At 64.9% G+C, this 18,754-nt stretch carries 15 protein-coding genes; 14 read left to right on the top strand and 1 reads right to left on the bottom strand.

Going from position 1 to position 18,754, the window contains the following annotated elements; all coding sequences use genetic code 11:
- Positions 1–34 precede the first annotated feature (34 nt).
- The 14 genes from tssB to HV765_RS20135 all read left to right on the top strand — a co-directional run bounded on the left by tssB (position 35) and on the right by HV765_RS20135 (position 18,232).
- Complete coding sequence (tssB, locus tag HV765_RS20070) at positions 35–550, top strand: type VI secretion system contractile sheath small subunit (protein WP_054420537.1); 516 nt, start codon at positions 35–37, stop codon at positions 548–550.
- Entirely contained in the window at positions 543–2,036 is a 1,494-nt protein-coding gene (gene tssC, locus HV765_RS20075) for a type VI secretion system contractile sheath large subunit (RefSeq protein ID WP_054420538.1), read from the top strand. Before tssB ends, tssC begins: the two co-directional genes overlap by 8 nt.
- A gap of 45 nt (positions 2,037–2,081) precedes the next feature.
- On the top strand, positions 2,082–2,585 hold the full coding sequence (locus HV765_RS20080; RefSeq protein ID WP_006226591.1) for an Hcp family type VI secretion system effector: 504 nt from the start codon (positions 2,082–2,084) through the stop codon (positions 2,583–2,585).
- 68 nt (positions 2,586–2,653) lie between these two features.
- A complete protein-coding gene (tssE, locus tag HV765_RS20085; protein ID WP_006226590.1) occupies positions 2,654–3,139 on the top strand; it encodes a type VI secretion system baseplate subunit TssE in 486 nt (161 codons plus the stop codon).
- 48 nt (positions 3,140–3,187) lie between these two features.
- Entirely contained in the window at positions 3,188–5,026 is a 1,839-nt protein-coding gene (gene tssF / locus HV765_RS20090; RefSeq protein WP_175170746.1) for a type VI secretion system baseplate subunit TssF, read from the top strand.
- Positions 4,990–6,081 carry a type VI secretion system baseplate subunit TssG gene (tssG, locus tag HV765_RS20095; protein WP_054421336.1) on the top strand — a complete coding sequence of 364 codons (1,092 nt, stop codon included), beginning with the start codon at positions 4,990–4,992 and terminating at the stop codon, positions 6,079–6,081. Before tssF ends, tssG begins: the two co-directional genes overlap by 37 nt.
- Positions 6,082–6,104: 23 nt before the next feature.
- Complete coding sequence (tssH, locus tag HV765_RS20100; protein WP_175170747.1) at positions 6,105–8,825, top strand: type VI secretion system ATPase TssH; 2,721 nt, start codon at positions 6,105–6,107, stop codon at positions 8,823–8,825.
- Positions 8,826–8,841: 16 nt separating this feature from the next.
- The gene (locus HV765_RS20105) at positions 8,842–11,541 is read left to right on the top strand and encodes a type VI secretion system Vgr family protein (RefSeq protein ID WP_175170748.1); all 2,700 of its coding nucleotides are present in this window, start codon (positions 8,842–8,844) and stop codon (positions 11,539–11,541) included.
- Complete coding sequence (locus tag HV765_RS20110) at positions 11,538–12,485, top strand: DUF4123 domain-containing protein (protein ID WP_254600653.1); 948 nt, start codon at positions 11,538–11,540, stop codon at positions 12,483–12,485. The genes HV765_RS20105 and HV765_RS20110 overlap by 4 nt, the downstream gene beginning before the upstream one ends.
- A complete protein-coding gene (locus HV765_RS20115) occupies positions 12,482–15,625 on the top strand; it encodes a T6SS effector BTH_I2691 family protein (protein WP_175170749.1) in 3,144 nt (1,047 codons plus the stop codon). The genes HV765_RS20110 and HV765_RS20115 overlap by 4 nt, the downstream gene beginning before the upstream one ends.
- A gap of 42 nt (positions 15,626–15,667) precedes the next feature.
- Positions 15,668–16,276, top strand: coding sequence for a hypothetical protein (locus HV765_RS20120; RefSeq protein WP_175170750.1), 609 nt, complete (start codon positions 15,668–15,670; stop codon positions 16,274–16,276).
- Positions 16,277–16,395: 119 nt separating this feature from the next.
- Complete coding sequence (locus HV765_RS20125) at positions 16,396–17,061, top strand: HAD family hydrolase (protein ID WP_175170751.1); 666 nt, start codon at positions 16,396–16,398, stop codon at positions 17,059–17,061.
- A gap of 187 nt (positions 17,062–17,248) precedes the next feature.
- Complete coding sequence (locus tag HV765_RS20130; RefSeq protein ID WP_054420545.1) at positions 17,249–17,896, top strand: YiaD family glycine zipper/OmpA-like lipoprotein; 648 nt, start codon at positions 17,249–17,251, stop codon at positions 17,894–17,896.
- A gap of 9 nt (positions 17,897–17,905) precedes the next feature.
- A complete protein-coding gene (locus HV765_RS20135; RefSeq protein WP_175170752.1) occupies positions 17,906–18,232 on the top strand; it encodes a 4a-hydroxytetrahydrobiopterin dehydratase in 327 nt (108 codons plus the stop codon).
- Here the strand turns inward: HV765_RS20135 and HV765_RS20140 are convergent.
- Entirely contained in the window at positions 18,229–18,729 is a 501-nt protein-coding gene (locus HV765_RS20140) for a MarR family winged helix-turn-helix transcriptional regulator (protein WP_175170866.1), read from the bottom strand. The genes HV765_RS20135 and HV765_RS20140 overlap by 4 nt on opposite strands.
- Positions 18,730–18,754 lie beyond the last annotated feature (25 nt).

Raw genomic sequence — 18,754 nt, forward strand, 5'->3', positions numbered from 1 at the left:
ACCGACAGACACGATCCTTTGCACGGAGCCTTCCATGGCCAAGAAAGAAAGCGTACAGAAACGATTGCAGAAAGTTCGTCCGCCGCGCGTTCAGCTCACGTATGACGTGGAGAAGGGCGACGCCATCGAACAGAAGGAGTTGCCCTTCGTGGTCGGGGTGGTGGGCGATTTCAGCGCGCAATCCGAGGCGGAACTGCCGCGGCTGAAGGACCGCAAGTTCGTCAACATCGATGTCGATAATTTCGACGACGTGATGCGCGGGCTGGAACCGCGCGCGGCCTACCGCGTGAAGAACAGCCTGACGGACGAGGGCGGCACGTTCGGTGTCGACCTGAAGTTCCGCTCGATTGAAGATTTTCGTCCGGAAGCCGTGGTGCAGCAGGTGGACCCGCTGCGCGAGCTGCTGGACATCCGCACCAAGCTGGCCGACCTGCGCAACAAGCTTGCTGGCAACGACAAGCTTGAAGACCTGCTGGGCGAAGTGCTGACCAGCACCGAAAAACTGCAACAGCTGACCAGCGAGACCGACAAGGGAGGCCGCAATGAGTAATTCCGCCGCCGCACAGAACACTGCCGCCACATCGGCCGCGTCCGAGAACGGGCTGCTGGACCAAATCGTTGAGCAAAGCCGCGTCGCCAAGTCCACCGCCGAACATGACCGCGCCAAAGACATCATTGGGGAGCTGGTGCGTGAAGTGATGAAGGGCACCGTGGTCGTCTCCGACAACCTGTCGGCCATGCTGGATGCGCGCGTGGCCGAGCTGGACCGCCTGATCTCCGCGCAGCTGAGCGAAGTGATGCACGCGCCTGAATTCCAGAAGCTGGAGAGCACGTGGCGCGGCCTGCACTATCTGTGCCAGGAAACCGACACCAGCCCCATGCTGAAGATCAAGGTGCTGAACACGACCAAGCGTGACCTGGTTCGCGACTTCCAGACTGCGATCGACTTCGACCAGAGTTTGATGTTCAAGAAGGTCTACGAAGAAGAGTTCGGCACCTTCGGCGGCGCGCCGTTTGGCGCCTTGCTGGGCAACTTCGAGATCACGCGCCAACCCGAGGACATGTACTTCATCGAACAGATGTCGCACGTGGCTGCGGCGTCGCACGCGCCGTTCATCGCATCGGCGTCGCCCGAGCTGCTGGGGCTGGACAGCTTTGCTGACCTGGGCCGCCCGCGCGATCTGGCCAAGGTGTTCGACACCGTGGAATACACCAAGTGGCGCAGCTTCCGCGACTCGGAAGACTCGCGCTATGTCGGCCTGACGATGCCGCGCTTTCTGGGCCGCCTGCCGTATGACCCGGTGGAAGGCACCACGGTCGAAGGCTTCAACTTCGTCGAAGACGTGGATGGCACCGACCATTCGAAGTACCTGTGGTGCAACGCCGCGTGGGCGTTCGGCGCGCGCCTGACGGCCGCGTTTGCGGACTTTGGCTGGTGCGCGGCCATCCGTGGCGTGGAAGGCGGCGGCCTGGTCGAGAACCTGCCCACGCACACGTTCAAGACGGACGACGGCGAAATTGCACTGAAGTGCCCGACCGAAATCGCCATCACCGACCGTCGCGAAAAGGAACTGAGCGATCAGGGCCTGATCCCGCTGGTGCACTGCAAGAACTCGGATTACGCGGCCTTCTTCGGCGCCCAATCGGTGCAGAAGGCCAAGAAGTACAACACGGACAGCGCCAACGCCAACGCGGTGTTGTCGGCGCAGCTGCAATACATCTTCTCGGTATCGCGCGTGGCGCACTACCTGAAGGCGATGATGCGCGACAAGATCGGCAGCTTCGCATCGGCGCAGTCCGTAGAGAGTTTCCTGAACCGCTGGGTGTCGCAGTACGTGCTGCTGGACGACAACGCGACGCAGGAACAAAAAGCGCAGTTCCCGCTGCGTGAAGCTTCGGTGCAGGTGGCCGAGGTCCCGGGACGTCCTGGCGTCTTCCGTGCCGTGGCGTTTTTGCGGCCGCATTTCCAGCTTGACGAACTCTCGATCTCGTTGCGCCTGGTTGCCGAACTGCCGGCCCAGGCCCAGAAATCCTGAGCGTCATTGCACTGACAACTTATCCATTAAAAGAGGTTATCAACAATGAAGGACATCTACGTCAAGTTCGGCAATCCGGCGCTCAAAGGCGAGTCGCAAGACAAGGACCACCCGGATTGGATCGAAGTCAGCTCGTGGCGCCACGAGATCATCCAGCCGCGTTCGGCCACCGCTTCGACCTCGGGCGGGCACACCGCCGAGCGTACCGAACATGGGGAAATGGTCTTCACCAAGGACCTGGATGTGGTCAGCCCGCTGCTGTATCAGCACGCCTCGGGCGGCACCACCTTTGACGAAGTCACCATCGACTTCCTGCGCGCCGACGGTGAAGGCAACCGCGTCAAGTACCTGGAAATCAAGCTGAAGTACGTGATCATCGCGCGCGTGGCACCCGAAGTGGTGGCCGAAGGGCTGCCGCACGAGTCGTTCTCGCTGAAGTACGCCGCCGTGCAATGGAAGTACACGCAGCAGAAGGTGGGTGGCAACCAGGGCGGTAACGCCCAGGGCGCCTGGAGCCTGACCAAGAACGACAAGACCTACTCGGTCTGATCGCGGCTGCGCTGGCAAGAAGACCGCGGCCCGAGCCGGGTCGCTGTCTTTTTTTATTTGAGGCCCCGATGAAAGGATTCGAACCGAGTCTGTTCGACAAGCTGTTCGAAGGCGAGGGCCAGTCGCCCTATGCCCTGCGGCGCTTGTCGATCGAGGAAATGAAGGAGACGGTGGCGCGCGACATCGAGGCCTTGCTGAACACCCGCATGGTGTTCACCGAGGAAGACCTGCGGCGTTACCCGAATTGCCAGCGGTCGCTGTTGACGTACGGGCTGTCGGATTTTTCCGGCCTGAGCCTGGCCAGCCACTACGACCGCGAGTTCATCTGCCGTTCGCTGGAACAGGCGATTGCGCGGCACGAACCGCGGCTGACCCATGTGCGGGTGATGCTGCAGGTGGATAGCCGGGCGACGTCGGTGCTGTACTTCGCCATCACGGCCATGCTGGATGTGGGGCCCGCCCACGAACCCGTGACCTTTGATGCGACGTTGCAGCCGTCGACCTTGCAGTACTCCGTCACCAAAGGCTGGGCCAAGAGTCCGGCCACGGTCTGACGCAACACCCATCGCTCATGCGCTGGCGCGCTGGAAAGGAAGACATCAATGGAAGAATTGCTGCCTTATTACGAGCGCGAACTGGGTTTTCTGCGCACCTCGTCGCGCGATTTCGCCGAACGCTATCCGAAGATCGCGGCGCGTCTGGGGTTGTCGGGCGAGACCTGCGAAGACCCGCACGTCGAACGCATGATCGAGTCGTTCGCACTGCTGAGCGCCCGCATCAACAAGAAGCTGGACGACGACTACCCCGAATTCACTGAAGCGCTGTTCGAGGTGATGTACCCGCACTATCTGCGGCCGTTTCCGTCGTGCAGCGTGGCCCAGTTCGACCTGGGCGGCGCGGGCGCGCAACTGACCGCGCCCGTGCGCATTGCGCGCGGCACGGAATTGAAATCGCATCCGGTGCGCGGCGTGTCGTGCCGTTTTCGCACGGCGTACGAGGTGACGCTGGCGCCCGTGGAAGTGCAGCGCGCGGGCTTTGTGTCCAGCGCCAATGCGCCGGCCACCGCCAAGCTGCCCGCCGGCGTCACCGGCCGCTTTGCGCTCACGTTGGGATGCCAGGGTGAAAACCAGCACTTCGGCATGCTGGGTGTGGATAAGCTGCGCGTGTACTTGCACGGCGAGCCGTCGTTCGTGGCGGCGCTGCGCGACGCGCTGTTCCTGCGCACGGCGGCGGCATATGTTGAGCTGCAACCGGGCCGGTGGGACCGCTTGCCTGCGATTCCGCTGGCGCAAGTCGGCCTGGCGGAAGACGACGCGCTGATTGATTTTCCGGCCAGCTCGCATCCGGCCTACCGGCTGCTGGCCGAGTACTTCGTCTTTTCCGAGAAATTCAATTTCGTCGATATCGATCTGGCGGCGTTGCGCCCGTATCTGGGTACGGTGCGCCAGTTCACGCTGCATCTGCCGGTAAGCGGCCTGCGCGCGGATTCGAATACGGCGCGGCTGCTGGAATCGACGTCGGCCGACAATCTGCGGCTGGGCTGCACGCCGGTGGTGAACCTGTTCACGCAGCGCGCAGACCCCATCCGCGTGACGCATGCGGCCGCGTCGTATCCGGTGGTGGCCGATGCGCGCCGCGCCTACGGCTACGAGGTTTATTCCATCGACCGCGTGCGCCAGGTGCGGCAGAACGCACAGGGCGATGCGGTGGTGGACTTCCGGCCGTTCTATTCCCTGCATCACGGCGAATCACCCGAGGCCGCCGGCCATTACTGGACGATGCGGCGCGACGCCGCGATGGCGCAACGCAGCCCCGGGTACGAGACCGAGATTTCCATCGTCGATATCGACTTCGACCCGATGGTGCCGCAAACCGAAACGCTGAGCCTGGACCTGACCTGCACCAATCGCGACCTGCCGTCGCAGATTGCGGTGGGGCAGTCAGGCGGCGACTTGTTCCTGGAAGGCGGCACCGTTGCGCGCAGCATCCGCATGCTGCGCCGGCCGACGAACTCGCACCGTTTCCAGCAGGGGCGCGCCGCACACTGGCGGCTGATTTCGCATCTGGCGCTGAACCATTTGTCGCTGGTGCAAAGCGGTTTGCCCGCGCTGAAGGAAACGCTGCGCCTGTACGACCTGTCGGGCTCGCCGGTGGCGGCGCGTCAGATTGAAGGGCTGGTTGGCCTGGACTACAAGCCGGCTACGCACTGGATGCCGGGCGAGCCGTTCGCAACCTTTGTGCGCGGCATCGAAATCCGCCTGACCGTCAACGAAGACCATTTTGTGGGCACGAGCCTGCACACCTTCGTGGCGGTCATCAACCGATTCTTTGGCCTTTACGTGCACGCCAACAGCTTCGTGCAACTGGTTGTGCTGTCGCGCCGTGGCGCAGAGGAACTTCTACGATGCCCCCCATGCAACGGCGACGCCATCCTAGCGTGATGGACACGCTGCTGGCCGAGCCGCAGCGTTTCAAGTTTTTCCAAGCGGTGCGCCTGCTTGAACAGTGCTTTGCAAAGCAGGAGCGCGGCGCGACGCGCCATACCGTGCCGGTGCACCTGCGCTTTCCCAATTCGCCCGGCCTGGGTTTTCCGCCCAGTGAAATCGTTGACGCCGTGGCCTACGACAAGAACGGCGACGTGCTGGAGGACGAGGCTTCACGCAAGGCAGCGGTAGCCGAAGGGCGGTTGGGCCGGGTGGATCTGACACCCGCCTTCTTCGGCCTGCTGGGCGCGCAAGGGGCATTGCCGCTGCACTATTCCGAGATGCTGGCGAACCGGGAAAGCCTGCGCCGCGACCGGGGCGCGCGCGCGTTCTTCGACATCTTTTCGAACCGGGCGGCGGCGCTGTTCTATGCGGCCTGGAAGAAGTACCGCATGCCGCTGCGGCACGAGACCGAGCAAGACCATCATTACCTGCCGCTCTTGCTGGCGTTGGGCGGCATCGGGCACCCGGCGCTGCGCGACCGCCTGCACAACGGCAAGGGCCGCGTGTTTGATGAGTCCGTCGCGCACTACGCCGCGGCGGCACGCCAGCGGCCCGTGTCGGCGCCTTTCCTGCAACGCGTGTTGCAGGATTACTTCGGCGTGCCGCTGCGTGTTGAACAGTTTGTGGGCCGTTGGTATGACGTGCCGCCGCAAAACCGCACGCAGCTGGGCCAACCGGGCGCGGTGCTGGGCGTGTCGGCGTTGGCGGGCGATCGCATCTGGCAGCGCGACCTGCGCATCCGGTTGTGGATAGGCCCCTTGTCGGGTCAGGCCTTCTCGGACTTTCTGCCGGGCGGCGATCGCGCACAGGCCCTGGAGAAGCTGCTGACGATGTTTGGCGGCATGACGTTCGAATACGAAGTCCGGCTGGTGATGGCCCGCGAAAGCGTCACCCCCAGCCAGCTGGGCGCGGGCGGCGACGTGCGGCTGGGCTGGAATTCGTTCCTGTGCAGCGGCCCGGCCGAGTCGGATCGCGACGACGCCAGCTACGAACTGCACACCATTCACTGATCCTTAAAACAACATAGACACTCATGGCCACACCGCTGAAGACGTTGATCGGGAAGTTGAACCAGACCTGCCGCCAGGCCGCCGAGCGCGCCGCCAGCCTGTGCATGGCGCAAGGCCACTACGAGGTGGATCTGGAGCATCTGTTTCTGGCGCTGCTGGAGAAGCCGGCCAGCGATGTCAGCATCATCGCGCGGCGTTGCCACATTCATACCGACGCGCTGGAGGCCGACCTGAAGGCGGAAATCAGCCGCTTCAAGCATGGCAATACGCGCACGCCGGTGTTTTCGGCGCACCTGCCCAAGCTGTTTGAACACGCGTGGCTGATCGCGTCGCTGGACACGCAGACGACGCGCATCCGTTCCGGGCATTTGCTGTTGGCGCTGCTGACCGAACCCGATCTGGCCCAGCTGGCGCGCCGGGGTTCACCCTTGTTCGAGTCGTTCCGGCTGGACGAACTGAAGCATGACTTCGCCGCGCTGACCGAAGGCTCGGAAGAGGCGGGCCAGGCGGTGGGCTTTGCCGATAGCGCCGCATCACAATGCGAGGCCGGGCAGCCAGCGCCGGGGCTATCGCAATCCCCCGCGCTGGACCAATACACCACCAACCTGACCGAGCGCGCGCGCGAAGGCAAGATTGACCCGGTGATTGGGCGCGATGCCGAAATCCGCCAGATGATCGACATTCTGACGCGGCGGCGCCAAAACAACCCCATCCTGACCGGCGAGGCGGGCGTGGGCAAGACGGCGGTGGTGGAAGGCCTGGCGCTGCGCATCGTGGTCGCAGACGTGCCGCCCGCCCTGGCGGATGTGACCTTGCGGGTGCTGGACATGGGCTTGCTGCAGGCGGGCGCCAGCGTCAAAGGCGAATTCGAAAATCGCTTGAAGAACGTGATCGACGAGGTCAAGAAAAGCCCGTCGCCCATCATCCTGTTCATCGATGAAGCGCACACCATGATTGGCGCGGGCGGGCAGGCGGGACAGAACGACGCCGCCAACCTGCTCAAGCCCGCATTGGCGCGCGGCGAGCTGCGCACCATTGCCGCCACTACGTGGAGCGAATACAAAAAATACTTCGAGAAGGACGCGGCGCTGGCTCGCCGCTTCCAGGTCGTGAAGGTGGAAGAGCCCGACGAAACGCTGGCTGCATCCATGCTGCGCGGCATGGCGCCGTTGATGGAGCGCCATTTTGGCGTGCGCATTCTGGACGAAGCAATCAGCGCGGCGGCACGCTTGTCGCACCGCTACATCACCGGCAGGCAGTTGCCCGACAAGGCGGTCAGCGTGCTGGACACGGCCTGCGCGCGCGTGGCGTTGGGCCGCAGCGCCACGCCGGCACTGATTGATGATGCGCGCCATCGCCTGACGCGTTTGCGCACGGAACAGGCGGCGCTGCGCCGCGAAGCCGCGACCGGTGCGCCGCATGCGCGTCTGGCCGAACTGGATCAGGAGATTGCGGCGGTTGAGCAGACGCTGGCTGATGCCGAGGCGCGCCACGCGGCGGAGACGGGCTTGGTGGAACGCATCCACGCGTTGCGCGCCGAGCTGGAAGCGCAGGGGCAGGATGCGCAGGGGCTGGACACGGCCTTGGCCGAAGGTGCTGCACCGTCGGCTGCACCTGCTTCGAAGCGCAAGTCCGCCGCACCGGCGTTATCGCCGGAACAACAACGCCTGGCCGGTTTGATGGATGAGTTGCGCGCGCTGCAAGGCGAACAGCCGCTGGTGCCGGCCTGCGTCGACGCGCAGATCGTGGCCGAGATCATTTCCGCGTGGACGGGCATTCCGCTGGGCCGCATGGTCAATGACGAAATCCGTACCGTGCTGCAATTGCAGCCGATGCTGGCGGAACGCGTGATTGGCCAGGACCACGCGTTGCATGCCATTGCGCAGCGGGTGCGCACGGCGCGCGCCGGTCTGGAAGACCCGGACAAGCCGAAGGGCGTGTTCCTGTTCGTGGGGCCGTCAGGCGTGGGCAAGACCGAGACCGCGTTGGCCCTGGCCGACATTCTGTACGGCGGCGAGCGCAAGCTGGTCACGATCAACATGAGCGAGTATCAAGAGGCCCACAGCATCTCGGGCCTGAAGGGTTCGCCGCCAGGCTATGTGGGCTACGGCGAAGGCGGCGTGCTGACCGAAGCCGTGCGGCGTCAGCCCTATAGCGTGGTGCTGCTGGATGAAATTGAAAAGGCCCACCCCGATGTGCTGGAGCTGTTCTTTCAGGTGTTCGACAAGGGCGTCATGGATGACGCCGAGGGCCGGGAAATTGATTTCCGCAACACGCTGATCATCCTGACGTCGAACGTGGGTTCCAGCACCATCATGCAAGCCTGCTTGAACAAGCCCGCCAGTGAGCGGCCGTCGCCCGATCAGTTGTCGGAACTGTTGACGCCGCAGCTGTACAAGGCGTTCAAGCCTGCGTTCCTGGGCCGCATGAAAACCATTCCCTATTTCCCGGTGGATGATGATGCGCTGGCGCACATCATCGGGCTGAAGCTCGGCCGCATCGCGCGCCGGGTGCAAGCCACGCACCGCGCCACGTTCGAGTGGGACGATGCGCTGGTCGAAGCCGTGCTGGCGCGTTGCACCGAAGTGGATACCGGTGCGCGCAACGTCGACCACATTTTGAACGGAACGCTGTTGCCCGAAATCGCCGAGCAGGTGCTGAGCCGCATGGCGCAGGGTGAAGCCATCGCCAAGATCCGCGTGGGCGCGGGCAAGAACGGCGACTTCCGTTTTCGCATGAGCTGACGCAGGAGACGCCGACATGGCTCTTGAACTCGCCGCCGCCAGCCTGTTGGGCGCAGGCTTCACCCAAGCGGATCGCCTGCTTGATCTGAGCACGCCGTTGGGCCAGGACAAGCTGCTGGCGGAACGGCTTCAAGGCACCGAGCAACTGAGCGATGGCGGCTTTGCCTTGCAGGTGGATGCGCTGTCTGATGACGCGCACATTCCGCTGAAGTCGTTGATCGGCCAGCCGGTGCAGGTGACGTTGCAGACGGCCTTGGGCCGGGATGAGCGCCGCGTTTGGTGCGGCCTGGTATCGGAAGCCCGCTTTGATGGCGCCAACGGCGGCTTTGCGCGCTACCGCTTGCGCATTGAACCGTGGCTGGCGTTGCTGAGGCAGCGGCGTGACAGCTATGCGTTCCAGGACTTGTCGGTGATCGACATCGTTGACAGCGTATTTGGCGACTACAACGGCCAGGGCGCGGTGGCGCCGCAGTGGCGTTGGGAAGTGAAAGACCGTGACGCGTATGCCAAGCGCAGCCTGACCATCCAGTACCGCGAAACCGACTACGCCTTTGTGGAACGATTGCTGGCGGAAGAGGGGCTGTTTTATTGGGTGGAACACGAAGCCGGCGAAGGCGAACCGGGCACCCATACCGTCGTTATCGCTGACCACAACGGCGCGTTTGAAGCCGGCCCGCAAGAAAGCGTGAAGTTCCAGCGCGCGGACGCCACTGAAACCGAAGACACCATCCAGACCTGGCGCCAAAGCCGCACGTGGCGTACCAACGCCGTGCGCCTGGCCACGTGGGACTACCGCGCGATGCAGGCACGCAAGGTCAGCGCGCAGGTGGATGACAAATTGCCGAATGCCATGGAGCTGGCCGATTCTGATTACCCCGGCCAGTACCTGTTCGAAGATGGCGGCCAAGGCGAGCGTCTAGCGCATAACGCGCTGGCCGCGCAACGCGTGCGGCAGTCGCTGTACGAAGGCGAAGGCACGGTTCGCACGCTGGCGCCCGGCCACCGCTTTACGTTGACGGGCCATTGGGGGCCGTCGCAAGGCGAGGGGGCCGATTTTGTGGTGCTGCGCATGCACCACGACGCCCGCAACAATTTCGATGAAAGCCTGGGCGCGGCGGTGACGCAGGCGTTGGGCGCAGCGGGCGAGCCGCAGGACGGCGATGCGGATTTCTATCGCAATCGGTTCGAGGCCATTGCCGCCACGCTGGAATACCGGCCCAGCACGGTGGATGGTCATGGCGCGCGGCTGCATCCGCGGCCCACGGTGCATGGCTCGCAGACCGCGTTGGTGGTGGGGGCGGGTGACCCGGTCTATACCGACCGCGACCACCGCATCAAGATCCAGTTTCATTGGCAGCGCGGCAGCGCCTCCAGCAATCGCCAAGACCATCCGGCAGGGGCCGACAATGCGCCCGCCAGCGAAGCCTTAGGCACCTGGGTACGCGTGGCGGAACCCGTTGCCGGGTCGGACTGGGGCGGGCATTTCGTGCCGCGTCTGGGGCAGGAAGTGCTGGTGCAATTCCTGCATGGCGATATCGACCGCCCGGTGGTGGTGGGTGCGCTGTACAACGGCGCAGGCACGGATAACGCGGCGAACAATCAGGTGCAAGGCGGCGCGGCCAAGGCCACCGGCAACGCACCCGCGTGGTTCGCGGGCAGCGAGGCCGGTCATGCGCACAACGTGGTGATGTCGGGCTTCAAGACGCAGGCGCTCGCCGAAAGCGGGCAGGGCATGGGCGGCTACAACCAGCTGGTGCAGGACGACACGCCGGGGCAGTCGCGGCTGACGGCGTCGACCACGCAAGCCGAGGCGCGGCTGAACCTGGGCCATCTGAAGCAGCAGCGCGATAACGAACGCTTGTCGGATCTGGGCCATGGCGCGGAGCTCGCGACGAGCGAAGCGCTGGCGCTGCGGGCGGGCGAAGGCCTGCTGATCAGCGCGGATAAGCGCGAAGGCGCGGCGGGTGGTTTGCTGGATAGCGAAGAGGCCATCCAGCAGATGGAGAAAGCCATCGAGCAGGCAAACGAGCTGTCGGCCACGGTGGTGCGGCAGGAAGCGCTGCTGCCGGGCGATAGCGAGAAGACACGGCCGCTGAACGAGCTGGACGCGGTGCGCAAGGTGATGGAAGGCACGAAGGGTGAAGAAGGCGTCACCGTGCCCGCCTACACGCTGCCGCACATCCAGGTGAGCGCGCCCAAGGGCATTGGCCAATACACGCCGAAGAACGCGTACACGGTGGCGGGCACGACGCTGTGCCAGGTTGCGCCGGATGTGAACTGGGCGGCGGGTGCGAACCTGGCGGTGTGCGTGGCGCAGGGCGTGGTGCTGTTCACGAAGGGGCTGGGCGGCAGCGGCCGCGCGGTGGAGGAGCAAGGCATTCGTCTGCATGCCGCAGGCGGCAAGCTGCGCTTGCAGAGCCAGAAGGCCCGCATGCGCCTGGCGGCCGAGAAGGCGGTGACCTTGGTGTCGGCGCAGGGCGCGGTGGATGTCAACGCGTCAAAGAAAGTACTGGCCACGGCGGCGGGCGCCTATATGCGCATCGAGGGCGGCGGTATTCAGCTGCATGCGCCGGGCAAGGTTGAACTGAAGGCGGGCGTGCATAGCTGGGTGGGGCCGCAAAGCGGAACCGGCCCCGCGCAGCCGCCGCAGGGCGATATGGAAGGCTGCGCCGCCGCGCTCGAAGACGCGGCCGGCAGCGGCGCATTGGCGGCATGACGATGACCAGGATGCCGGGCAGTCCTCACCAAGCAACGGCGCGCGCCGAAGACCGTGTTGAACGCGCCATCGCCGGTTTGCGCGCGGTGCTGGATGGCCGCGCCAACCGCCGCGTGCTGCTGCTTTGCGATTCGACGCTGGCCGATCCGCTGGCGGAAGATATCGCCACGGCGGGGCTCGCGCGGCGCGAGGTCAATCTGATTTCCCAAGGTGCGGCCGCGCCGCCGTTGTATCTGGCCGAGGTGCCGGATGAGATCCGTCATGAACGCCTGATCAACGCCAGCATCCGCTTGGCCGTGGACGAAGCCATGCGCGCCGCGCCTGCGGCCAAACGTCCGCGGTCGATGTCGGCATGGCTGGCCACCGACTTGCCGCTGGCGGAAGTGGCGCAGCGTCTGATCCTGCGCGCGCGGCTGCGCGACGCGCAAGGCCGCGTGCGCATCCTGCGGTTCTGGGACCCGCGCACGACTCAATATCAAAGCGAGCTGTATGCCGGGACGGTGCCTGCGTCGTGGATACCGGGCGTGACCTGGATGTCTGTGGACGGATTCGCGCGTTGGCAGGTGTTGCCGGACACGCCCGACCCGATGCAGACGGTGACGCCGGAGTGGCCGCGATTGGCGCGCCTGGGCCGTATCAACGCCGTGCTGCAACGGCTGAACGCAGACGGGCTGTGCTGGGGGCCGTCGGTGCTGGACGCAGTGCGGCGTGGGCTGGATGCCGGGGCGGCTTGCGGCATGGATGACGATGACGACGTGGCGCTGTTCGCCGCCTGGCGCGTGCGCCTGGATGCGCCGCTGGAACAGGCGCCATCGTTTGCGGCCCTGCTGCGCGAAGTGCGTGAAGAGGGCGGCCATTTGCGCAACGCCGCGCAAGACATGGAAGACGAAGATTGGGAGCGGTTTGCGCAGGAAGCGCAAGCGCAGGAGGACTTGCAAGCATGACGACTGACTACGACGCGCTGCCCTGCAAGGGCAAGTTCTGCGGCCGGCCGGGCCTGCCCATCCTGCCGATGCGGATTTCGTATGTTCCCGGCGGCAAGAATGATCTGCCCGATGGGGTCTACACGGACCCCGAGCTCTACTACGAGACCATGCGCCAGGGCGCGTACATGCTGCGCGCCATCACGGCGGGCTATGTGTATATCTGGGACCCGCGCCGCAGCTACGGCTGGCGCGCGTTCGCCGCCACCGCGACGGGGCAGATGAAGGAAGTGCCGGTGGATGACGACGACCGGCCGTCCCAGCAGCCGACGTTCACGTGCACGCGCGAGGGGCATGGCCTGGAATCTGCCTTGATCAATGTGGAGGCGCCGGCCAATGCGTCGCGCACGGTGTGGGTCGGCTATTCCCGCGTGTGGTGGACGCGCGATATACGCCAGGCGCTGGTGCGGGACGACAGGTGGCGCAAGAAGGTCATGCTGGAGCTGGATGCGAAGGCGGTGTGGGCGGGCGGCCACCCCGATCCGCTGGCTGGCTACCGCGTGGCCGAAAACGGCGCGAATCTGGCGAAGCATTCCATCGAATTTCGCGATGCGGCTGGGGCGGCCACCTTGTTTGCCAATACGCTGACGCCGGGCACGAACGTGTTCGGCGGAAAGGCCGCGGAAATGGCGGAGAAGATGCGTCAGATGACGCCCAAGGGCGGCATCGTGCTGGCGCTGCGTGATCCGGTGGGCGTGCTGGCGGACGTATCGACGTGGCGCAACAAGCGCATGGGCGATCTGGCCGACCATCACATGGAGCCGACCCGTCTGCGCGAAGTGGGAGTGGCGCAGATCATCAAGGGTCTGGAAAAGCAGATGGACGCTGGCGGTGACGAAGTCAAACGGATGCGCGAGCGTGTCGATGTTGGCAAGGTCAATAAAACGCTAAGCGACAACACCGCAGCCATCAGCCGGATGAAGGCCCTGATCGATGGCGCCGCCCGGGACTGGACGTGGTGGTATGGCCGCGAGTCGTTCTGGGTGACGCTGAAGACCTATTCGCCCAAGGATGACGCGGCGGGCGTGCGCCTGGAAGATGACATGGCGCTGTGCGTGGATGGCGCCGGGGCGGTGGAGTGCGAGCACAAGGCGATCGACGATTCGCTGAAGGACGACGATTCGGACGGGATGTACGAGGCGATGTGGCGCGGGATGGCCTCGAACGATGGCGAGCTGCTGGCCTTCTTGCAGAAAGAGGCCAAGGGCAAGCTATCGAAAGAGATCTCGAAAGTTCGCAAGATGGTCAAGAGCTACAACGATTGGCTGACCAAGCGGCGGGCGCAAGGCCTGCCGACGCCGATCACGCCGGTGCGGGCCGCCACGACCGCGATTGGCCGGTTTATCGCCACCCAGCTATTGCGGCTGCAATTGGCGCGCGACCCCATTGCGGAGCGGGTCGCGGCGCGCGTGACGTTCACGATGGCCGCACGCATGAATACCGTGATGGTGGTTCGAACCCATACGACCACGGTTCCCAGGCTGATCGCGGATATGCACCAGATCATCTGGGAACCGAACCCCAGGGCGATGGCGGTGATTGCGGGCGGTGGCATGAACGCGACGCAGCACATGCAGGCCGGGTGGATCGGCACGCAGTCCGAGGCATCGCGGCCGGTCACGATGAACTACATCATTCCGCAAGAGGTCGACGCGCAGCTCAACGCGCCACCGCCGACCGGGGCGCGGCCCGGCGCGGGGACGAGGCCTCCGCTGGGGCTGCCAGCGCCACCGACGGTGCTGGCGCTGCCTGCACCCACGATGTCGCCGATGGCCGGGCTACTTAAATGGGCCAAGTCGCGAGATGGCGCCAACGCCGGGGCGACGGGCGTGATGGCGCTGGTGGCGATTTATTCGTCGGTGTCGGATTTGCGAGCGGCGCAAGTGGTTGCGGATGGCAAGAAAGAACGCAAGGCGTGGTTCGGCATCACCTCCGGCATGCTGGGGGTGGGCAGCGTGGCGATCGAAGTCACCGCGGGGGCGATCGGTGCGCGCGTGGGCACCAACACGGCATTCACGATGAACTTGCAATTGAACATGCGCTTGGCGACGTTCCGAACGGCAGGCGCCGTGTTTGCAACGGCGGCAACCCTGGTGGACAGCACGAACAATGCGCTCAGCGCCATCGACCAGTACGACGTCCACAACTACGAAGCGGGCGGCGCGTATGCGACGTCGTCGGCGTTTCTGCTGATGTCAGGCCTGACGGGCGTAGCGACGGCGGTGATCGCTGTGGGCGGGGCGTTCAGCACGGCAGGCGTCGTGGCGGGCGCGGGCGGGTTCGGCGGGGCGATGGTCGGGCTGACCAGCGGCGGATCGGTGCTGCTGGGTATTCCGGTGTGGGGCTGGATCGCACTGGGCCTGTGCTTGTTGGCGGCCGGCCTGTATTTCAAATTCTGGGGCGACAGCGCGACCGACAACGAGCTGGAGGTCTGGTATACGCGCTGCTGCATGCGGTCATCGGAATACGAAGGCGTGGAAGGCCGCGAGCTGTATGCGACCCGCGAAGACGAGCTGGAAGATTTCAACCGGGCCGTGTTCGGCGTGCGCGTGATGCTGCAATGGTATGGGTTCACGGGCGGCGAACTGTTCGGCCGCGACCGGGTGGTGCTAGAGGTGGTGATGCCCGGCTATACCCAGAACAGCGACTACGCCTATAACCTGAAACTGATCGGCCCGGGCATCAGCGTGGTGGTGGCCAGCAAAGGGTCGATGCGTGCGCAAGACCCGGACTTGCAGCCGCGCGGCGCGTCGCAAGCGCAAATGGTGGCGGGCCGGCCAGACCCTGAAACCTGGGCCGACCGCGTGGACAAGTACGTTGATAACTTGAGCGCTCGGCCAGGGTGGGCGGATATCTGGCGCTGGATACGCAAGGACCGCAGCCAATCCGTTGAATTCACCAGCAAGCCTTGGGACGATTCGGTCCAATTTCAGATTCATAATGGCTACGCGGTGTTGCGCACCGAAGTGCTGGTGGATGACGACATCTTCACGGAAGCGCTCATCAAGATCGAGTTTTGGCCTGACCCGGAACGCATGCCGGATATTCGGTCGCTGCCGGTGGGCGGCGCGGGCACGAATGTCGTGAAAGCGACTAATTGAGAAGGCTTCAAGCATGAATAGCAATGTGACAAGGCTTAAAGCATGAATAGCCATGAAGGTATCCAGGCGGCCGTCTACACGCGCTGGCATCAGCTGTCAGTGCCGCTGGCGTTCGCGTTGGCCGCTGGCAGCTTCATGCTGGTTGTGTTCAACCGTGGCCCAATCGCCTTGGCGATCGTGCTGGCGGTGCTGGGCTTACTGGTGCCGCCGTTGGTGGCCTTCAGAGGTTTTCCTACCCGCAATGCAGTGAAGGTCACGCCCGACGGCCTGGAATTCTCGCGCCGTTCGCCTATCGCGTTCGCCGATTTGAAAAGCTGGGGCACGGACGATTATCTGAAGCTGATCCGGCCGGGGCTGCCGACGCTGTTGGTCAGCCCAGTCGACCTGCCCAGCCGCGAGCGCTTGCTGCGCGACTTCGAGCAGGCGCTGGCGGCCTGGCAGAAGCGGCAGCCGGCTGGCACGGATGCTGCGCACCGCACGCACTTCTACGGTTCGACCGGCGGCCGCCTGGTGGGCGCGGTGATCACCGCCTTGGGCGTGGGCTCGGCCGCACTGGCGCTGAACTTGCGTGAGCCCTCGATCTCGCTGGCGATCGTGGGGGGGCTGGGCGCGCTGTTCGGCTTGTCGATGCTGTTTGGCAGGCGGGGCTGAACGGTAGCGCTCGCGTCGCGCTTCATTAAGTTCTGGCTTAACGATGGGTAAACGCCCGCTGAACCACAGCGGGCGCGCGGCTCTTTATAGTGGCCGCACTGCCATCCACGGAGCGCCGCATGTCTTCTTCCCCTTCCCCTGAGTCCTCGTCCACCTACCCCGAAGCGGTGTTGTTCGATCTGCTGACCGCCTTGCTGGATTCCTGGACGGTATGGAACCGGGCGGCCGGCTCCGAGACCGCTGGCCGGACCTGGCGCGCGGAGTATCTGCGCCGCACCTATGGCTGCGGCGCGTATCAGCCTTATGAGCAACTGGTGCAGGAGGCCGCCGCCACCGTCGGCCTGCCGGCAAGCGCGCCGGCTGCGCTGGAAGCGCACTGGGACGAACTGCCCGTCTGGGAGGGCGCGCGCGAATTGTTGACGGCGCTGCGGCCGCATTGCCGGCTGGGCGTGGTTACCAACTGTTCCGACCGCCTGGGCCGGCGTGCCGCCAGCTTATTGGGGGTGGATTGGGATGTGGTTGTCACGTCGGAAGCCGCGGGGTTCTACAAACCCGATCCCCGCCCTTACGAACTGGCCTTGTCACGCCTGGGGGTGCGTCCCGAAAATGCGGCGTTTGTGGCGGGTTCTGGCTACGACCTGTTCGGAACGAGCAAAGTCGGCATGCGCACCTATTGGCACAACCGGGTGGGGCTGACGCTGCCCGACGGCGCGCCGCCGCCCGAATTGGAATCCCCCACGCTGGACGCGGCATTGCCCTGGCTGGCGCGCTTTCACGTAGGCTGAATGCCGGCCTGATAGCGGGCTTGAACTCAGGCCTGAACGCGGTCTTGAACTCAGGCCTGAACGCGGGCCTGCACCGCAGCAATCCCCGGTTTGCCAACACAAAATGTTGCTGGTCGCCTTGCGTCCCCTTGCTAGCATGGTCTACGCCGGAATGATCCGGCACACCGAAGGGATAGTGGAGGTTGCCATGAATTCAAGAACAATACTCAACCGGGTCGCCGTGGTGGCGGCGGCGGGTGCGTTGCTGGCGGGGTGCGCCACGCAACAGCAAACCAACACCGCCGTGGGCACGGGGGCGGGGGCCGCGGTGGGCGCGGGCATCGGCGCGCTGATCGGGCACGGCAAGGGCGCGGCCATTGGCGCCGGTATCGGTGCGGTGGCGGGTGGCCTGGTCGGCTACAACTGGAAGGTCGTCAAGGACGACGTGCAGCAGTCGGGCGCGTCGTCGTTGGGGATCGACGTGGTGGAAATGCCCGATGGCAGCCTGAAGGTCAACATTCCCAGCGGCGTGTCGTTTGACACGGACAAGACGCAACTCAAGCCGGCCTTGCTGCCGGTGCTGGACAGCGTGGCGCGGTCGCTTAATCAGCATCCCGAACTGCGCACCAAGGTCGTCGGCCACACCGACAGCACGGGCGCCTTGGCGCATAACCAGACGCTGTCCGTCAACCGCGCGAAAAGCGTGACGGACTATCTGGCCAAGCAGGGCGTGGCGTCGGGCCGCATGGCGGTTGAAGGACGCGGGCCCAATGACCCGATCGGCGACAATGCGACCGCCGAAGGCCGTGCGCTGAACCGGCGCGTTGAAATCTATTTGTATGCGGTCAAACAATAAGGTCTAGCCATGAGCATGTTTCCCCCCGCCCGTATCGGCACTGATATCGCCGTGGCCGCGCTGACCGGTTGGCAGGCAGACGCCACGCGCGACGCGATCGAGAAGCGGTTTCGCTTCCCGAATTTCAACGCTGCGTTCGGGTTCATGGCCCGCGTGGCCATGTTTGCGGAGAAACTGAATCACCACCCGGAATGGACCAACGTCTACAACCGGGTGGATGTGACCTTGACCACGCATGACGCGGGTGGCGTCACGGAGCTGGACGTGCGCATGGCGCAGTTCATGGACGAGGCCGCCTCGCAGTTGGGGGCGACGGCGCCGAAGGCGGACGCCTAGCTGTCGTCGTCGCCTGCGCGATCTTCGCGGTCTTGCAGATGCTCGATCAGGCGGTCGAGCATCCCGCCCAGCGCGGTTTGTTCGGCGGCGTCCAGGCAGCCGAAGATCTCTTCATTGCGGCGCGCAATCAGCGCGATGATGCGCTGATAGTGCGCCATGCCGGCTTGGGTGGGCGTCAGCACCACGCCGCGCCCATCTGACGCGGACAGCGCTTTTTCCACCAGCCCGCGATCCACCAGCGCTTGCGCCGAACGGCTGGCCTGGCCTTTGTTCAGGTTGGCCGCGCGCGCCAGATCGTTCACCGATAGCGGCGCGTATCGGCCAATGGCGGCCAGGCAACGCGCCTCGCCCAAGGGAATGCCGCAGTCCGACAGGTAGGCGCGATTCGTCTCCCGGTCGGTGATCTTGTTGAGCACGTGCAGGCGGTAGGTCAGGAATCGTTCCAGGGCCGGCGTTGGGTCGTCTTGCGGCGGAGTGCGGCGCGGGTTCTCGTTCACGGCGGGCGGCGTTGAATCTTGCGTT

The sequence above is a fragment of the Achromobacter kerstersii genome (assembly GCF_902859595.1).
Taxonomy (GTDB): Bacteria; Pseudomonadota; Gammaproteobacteria; order Burkholderiales; family Burkholderiaceae_B; genus Achromobacter; species Achromobacter kerstersii.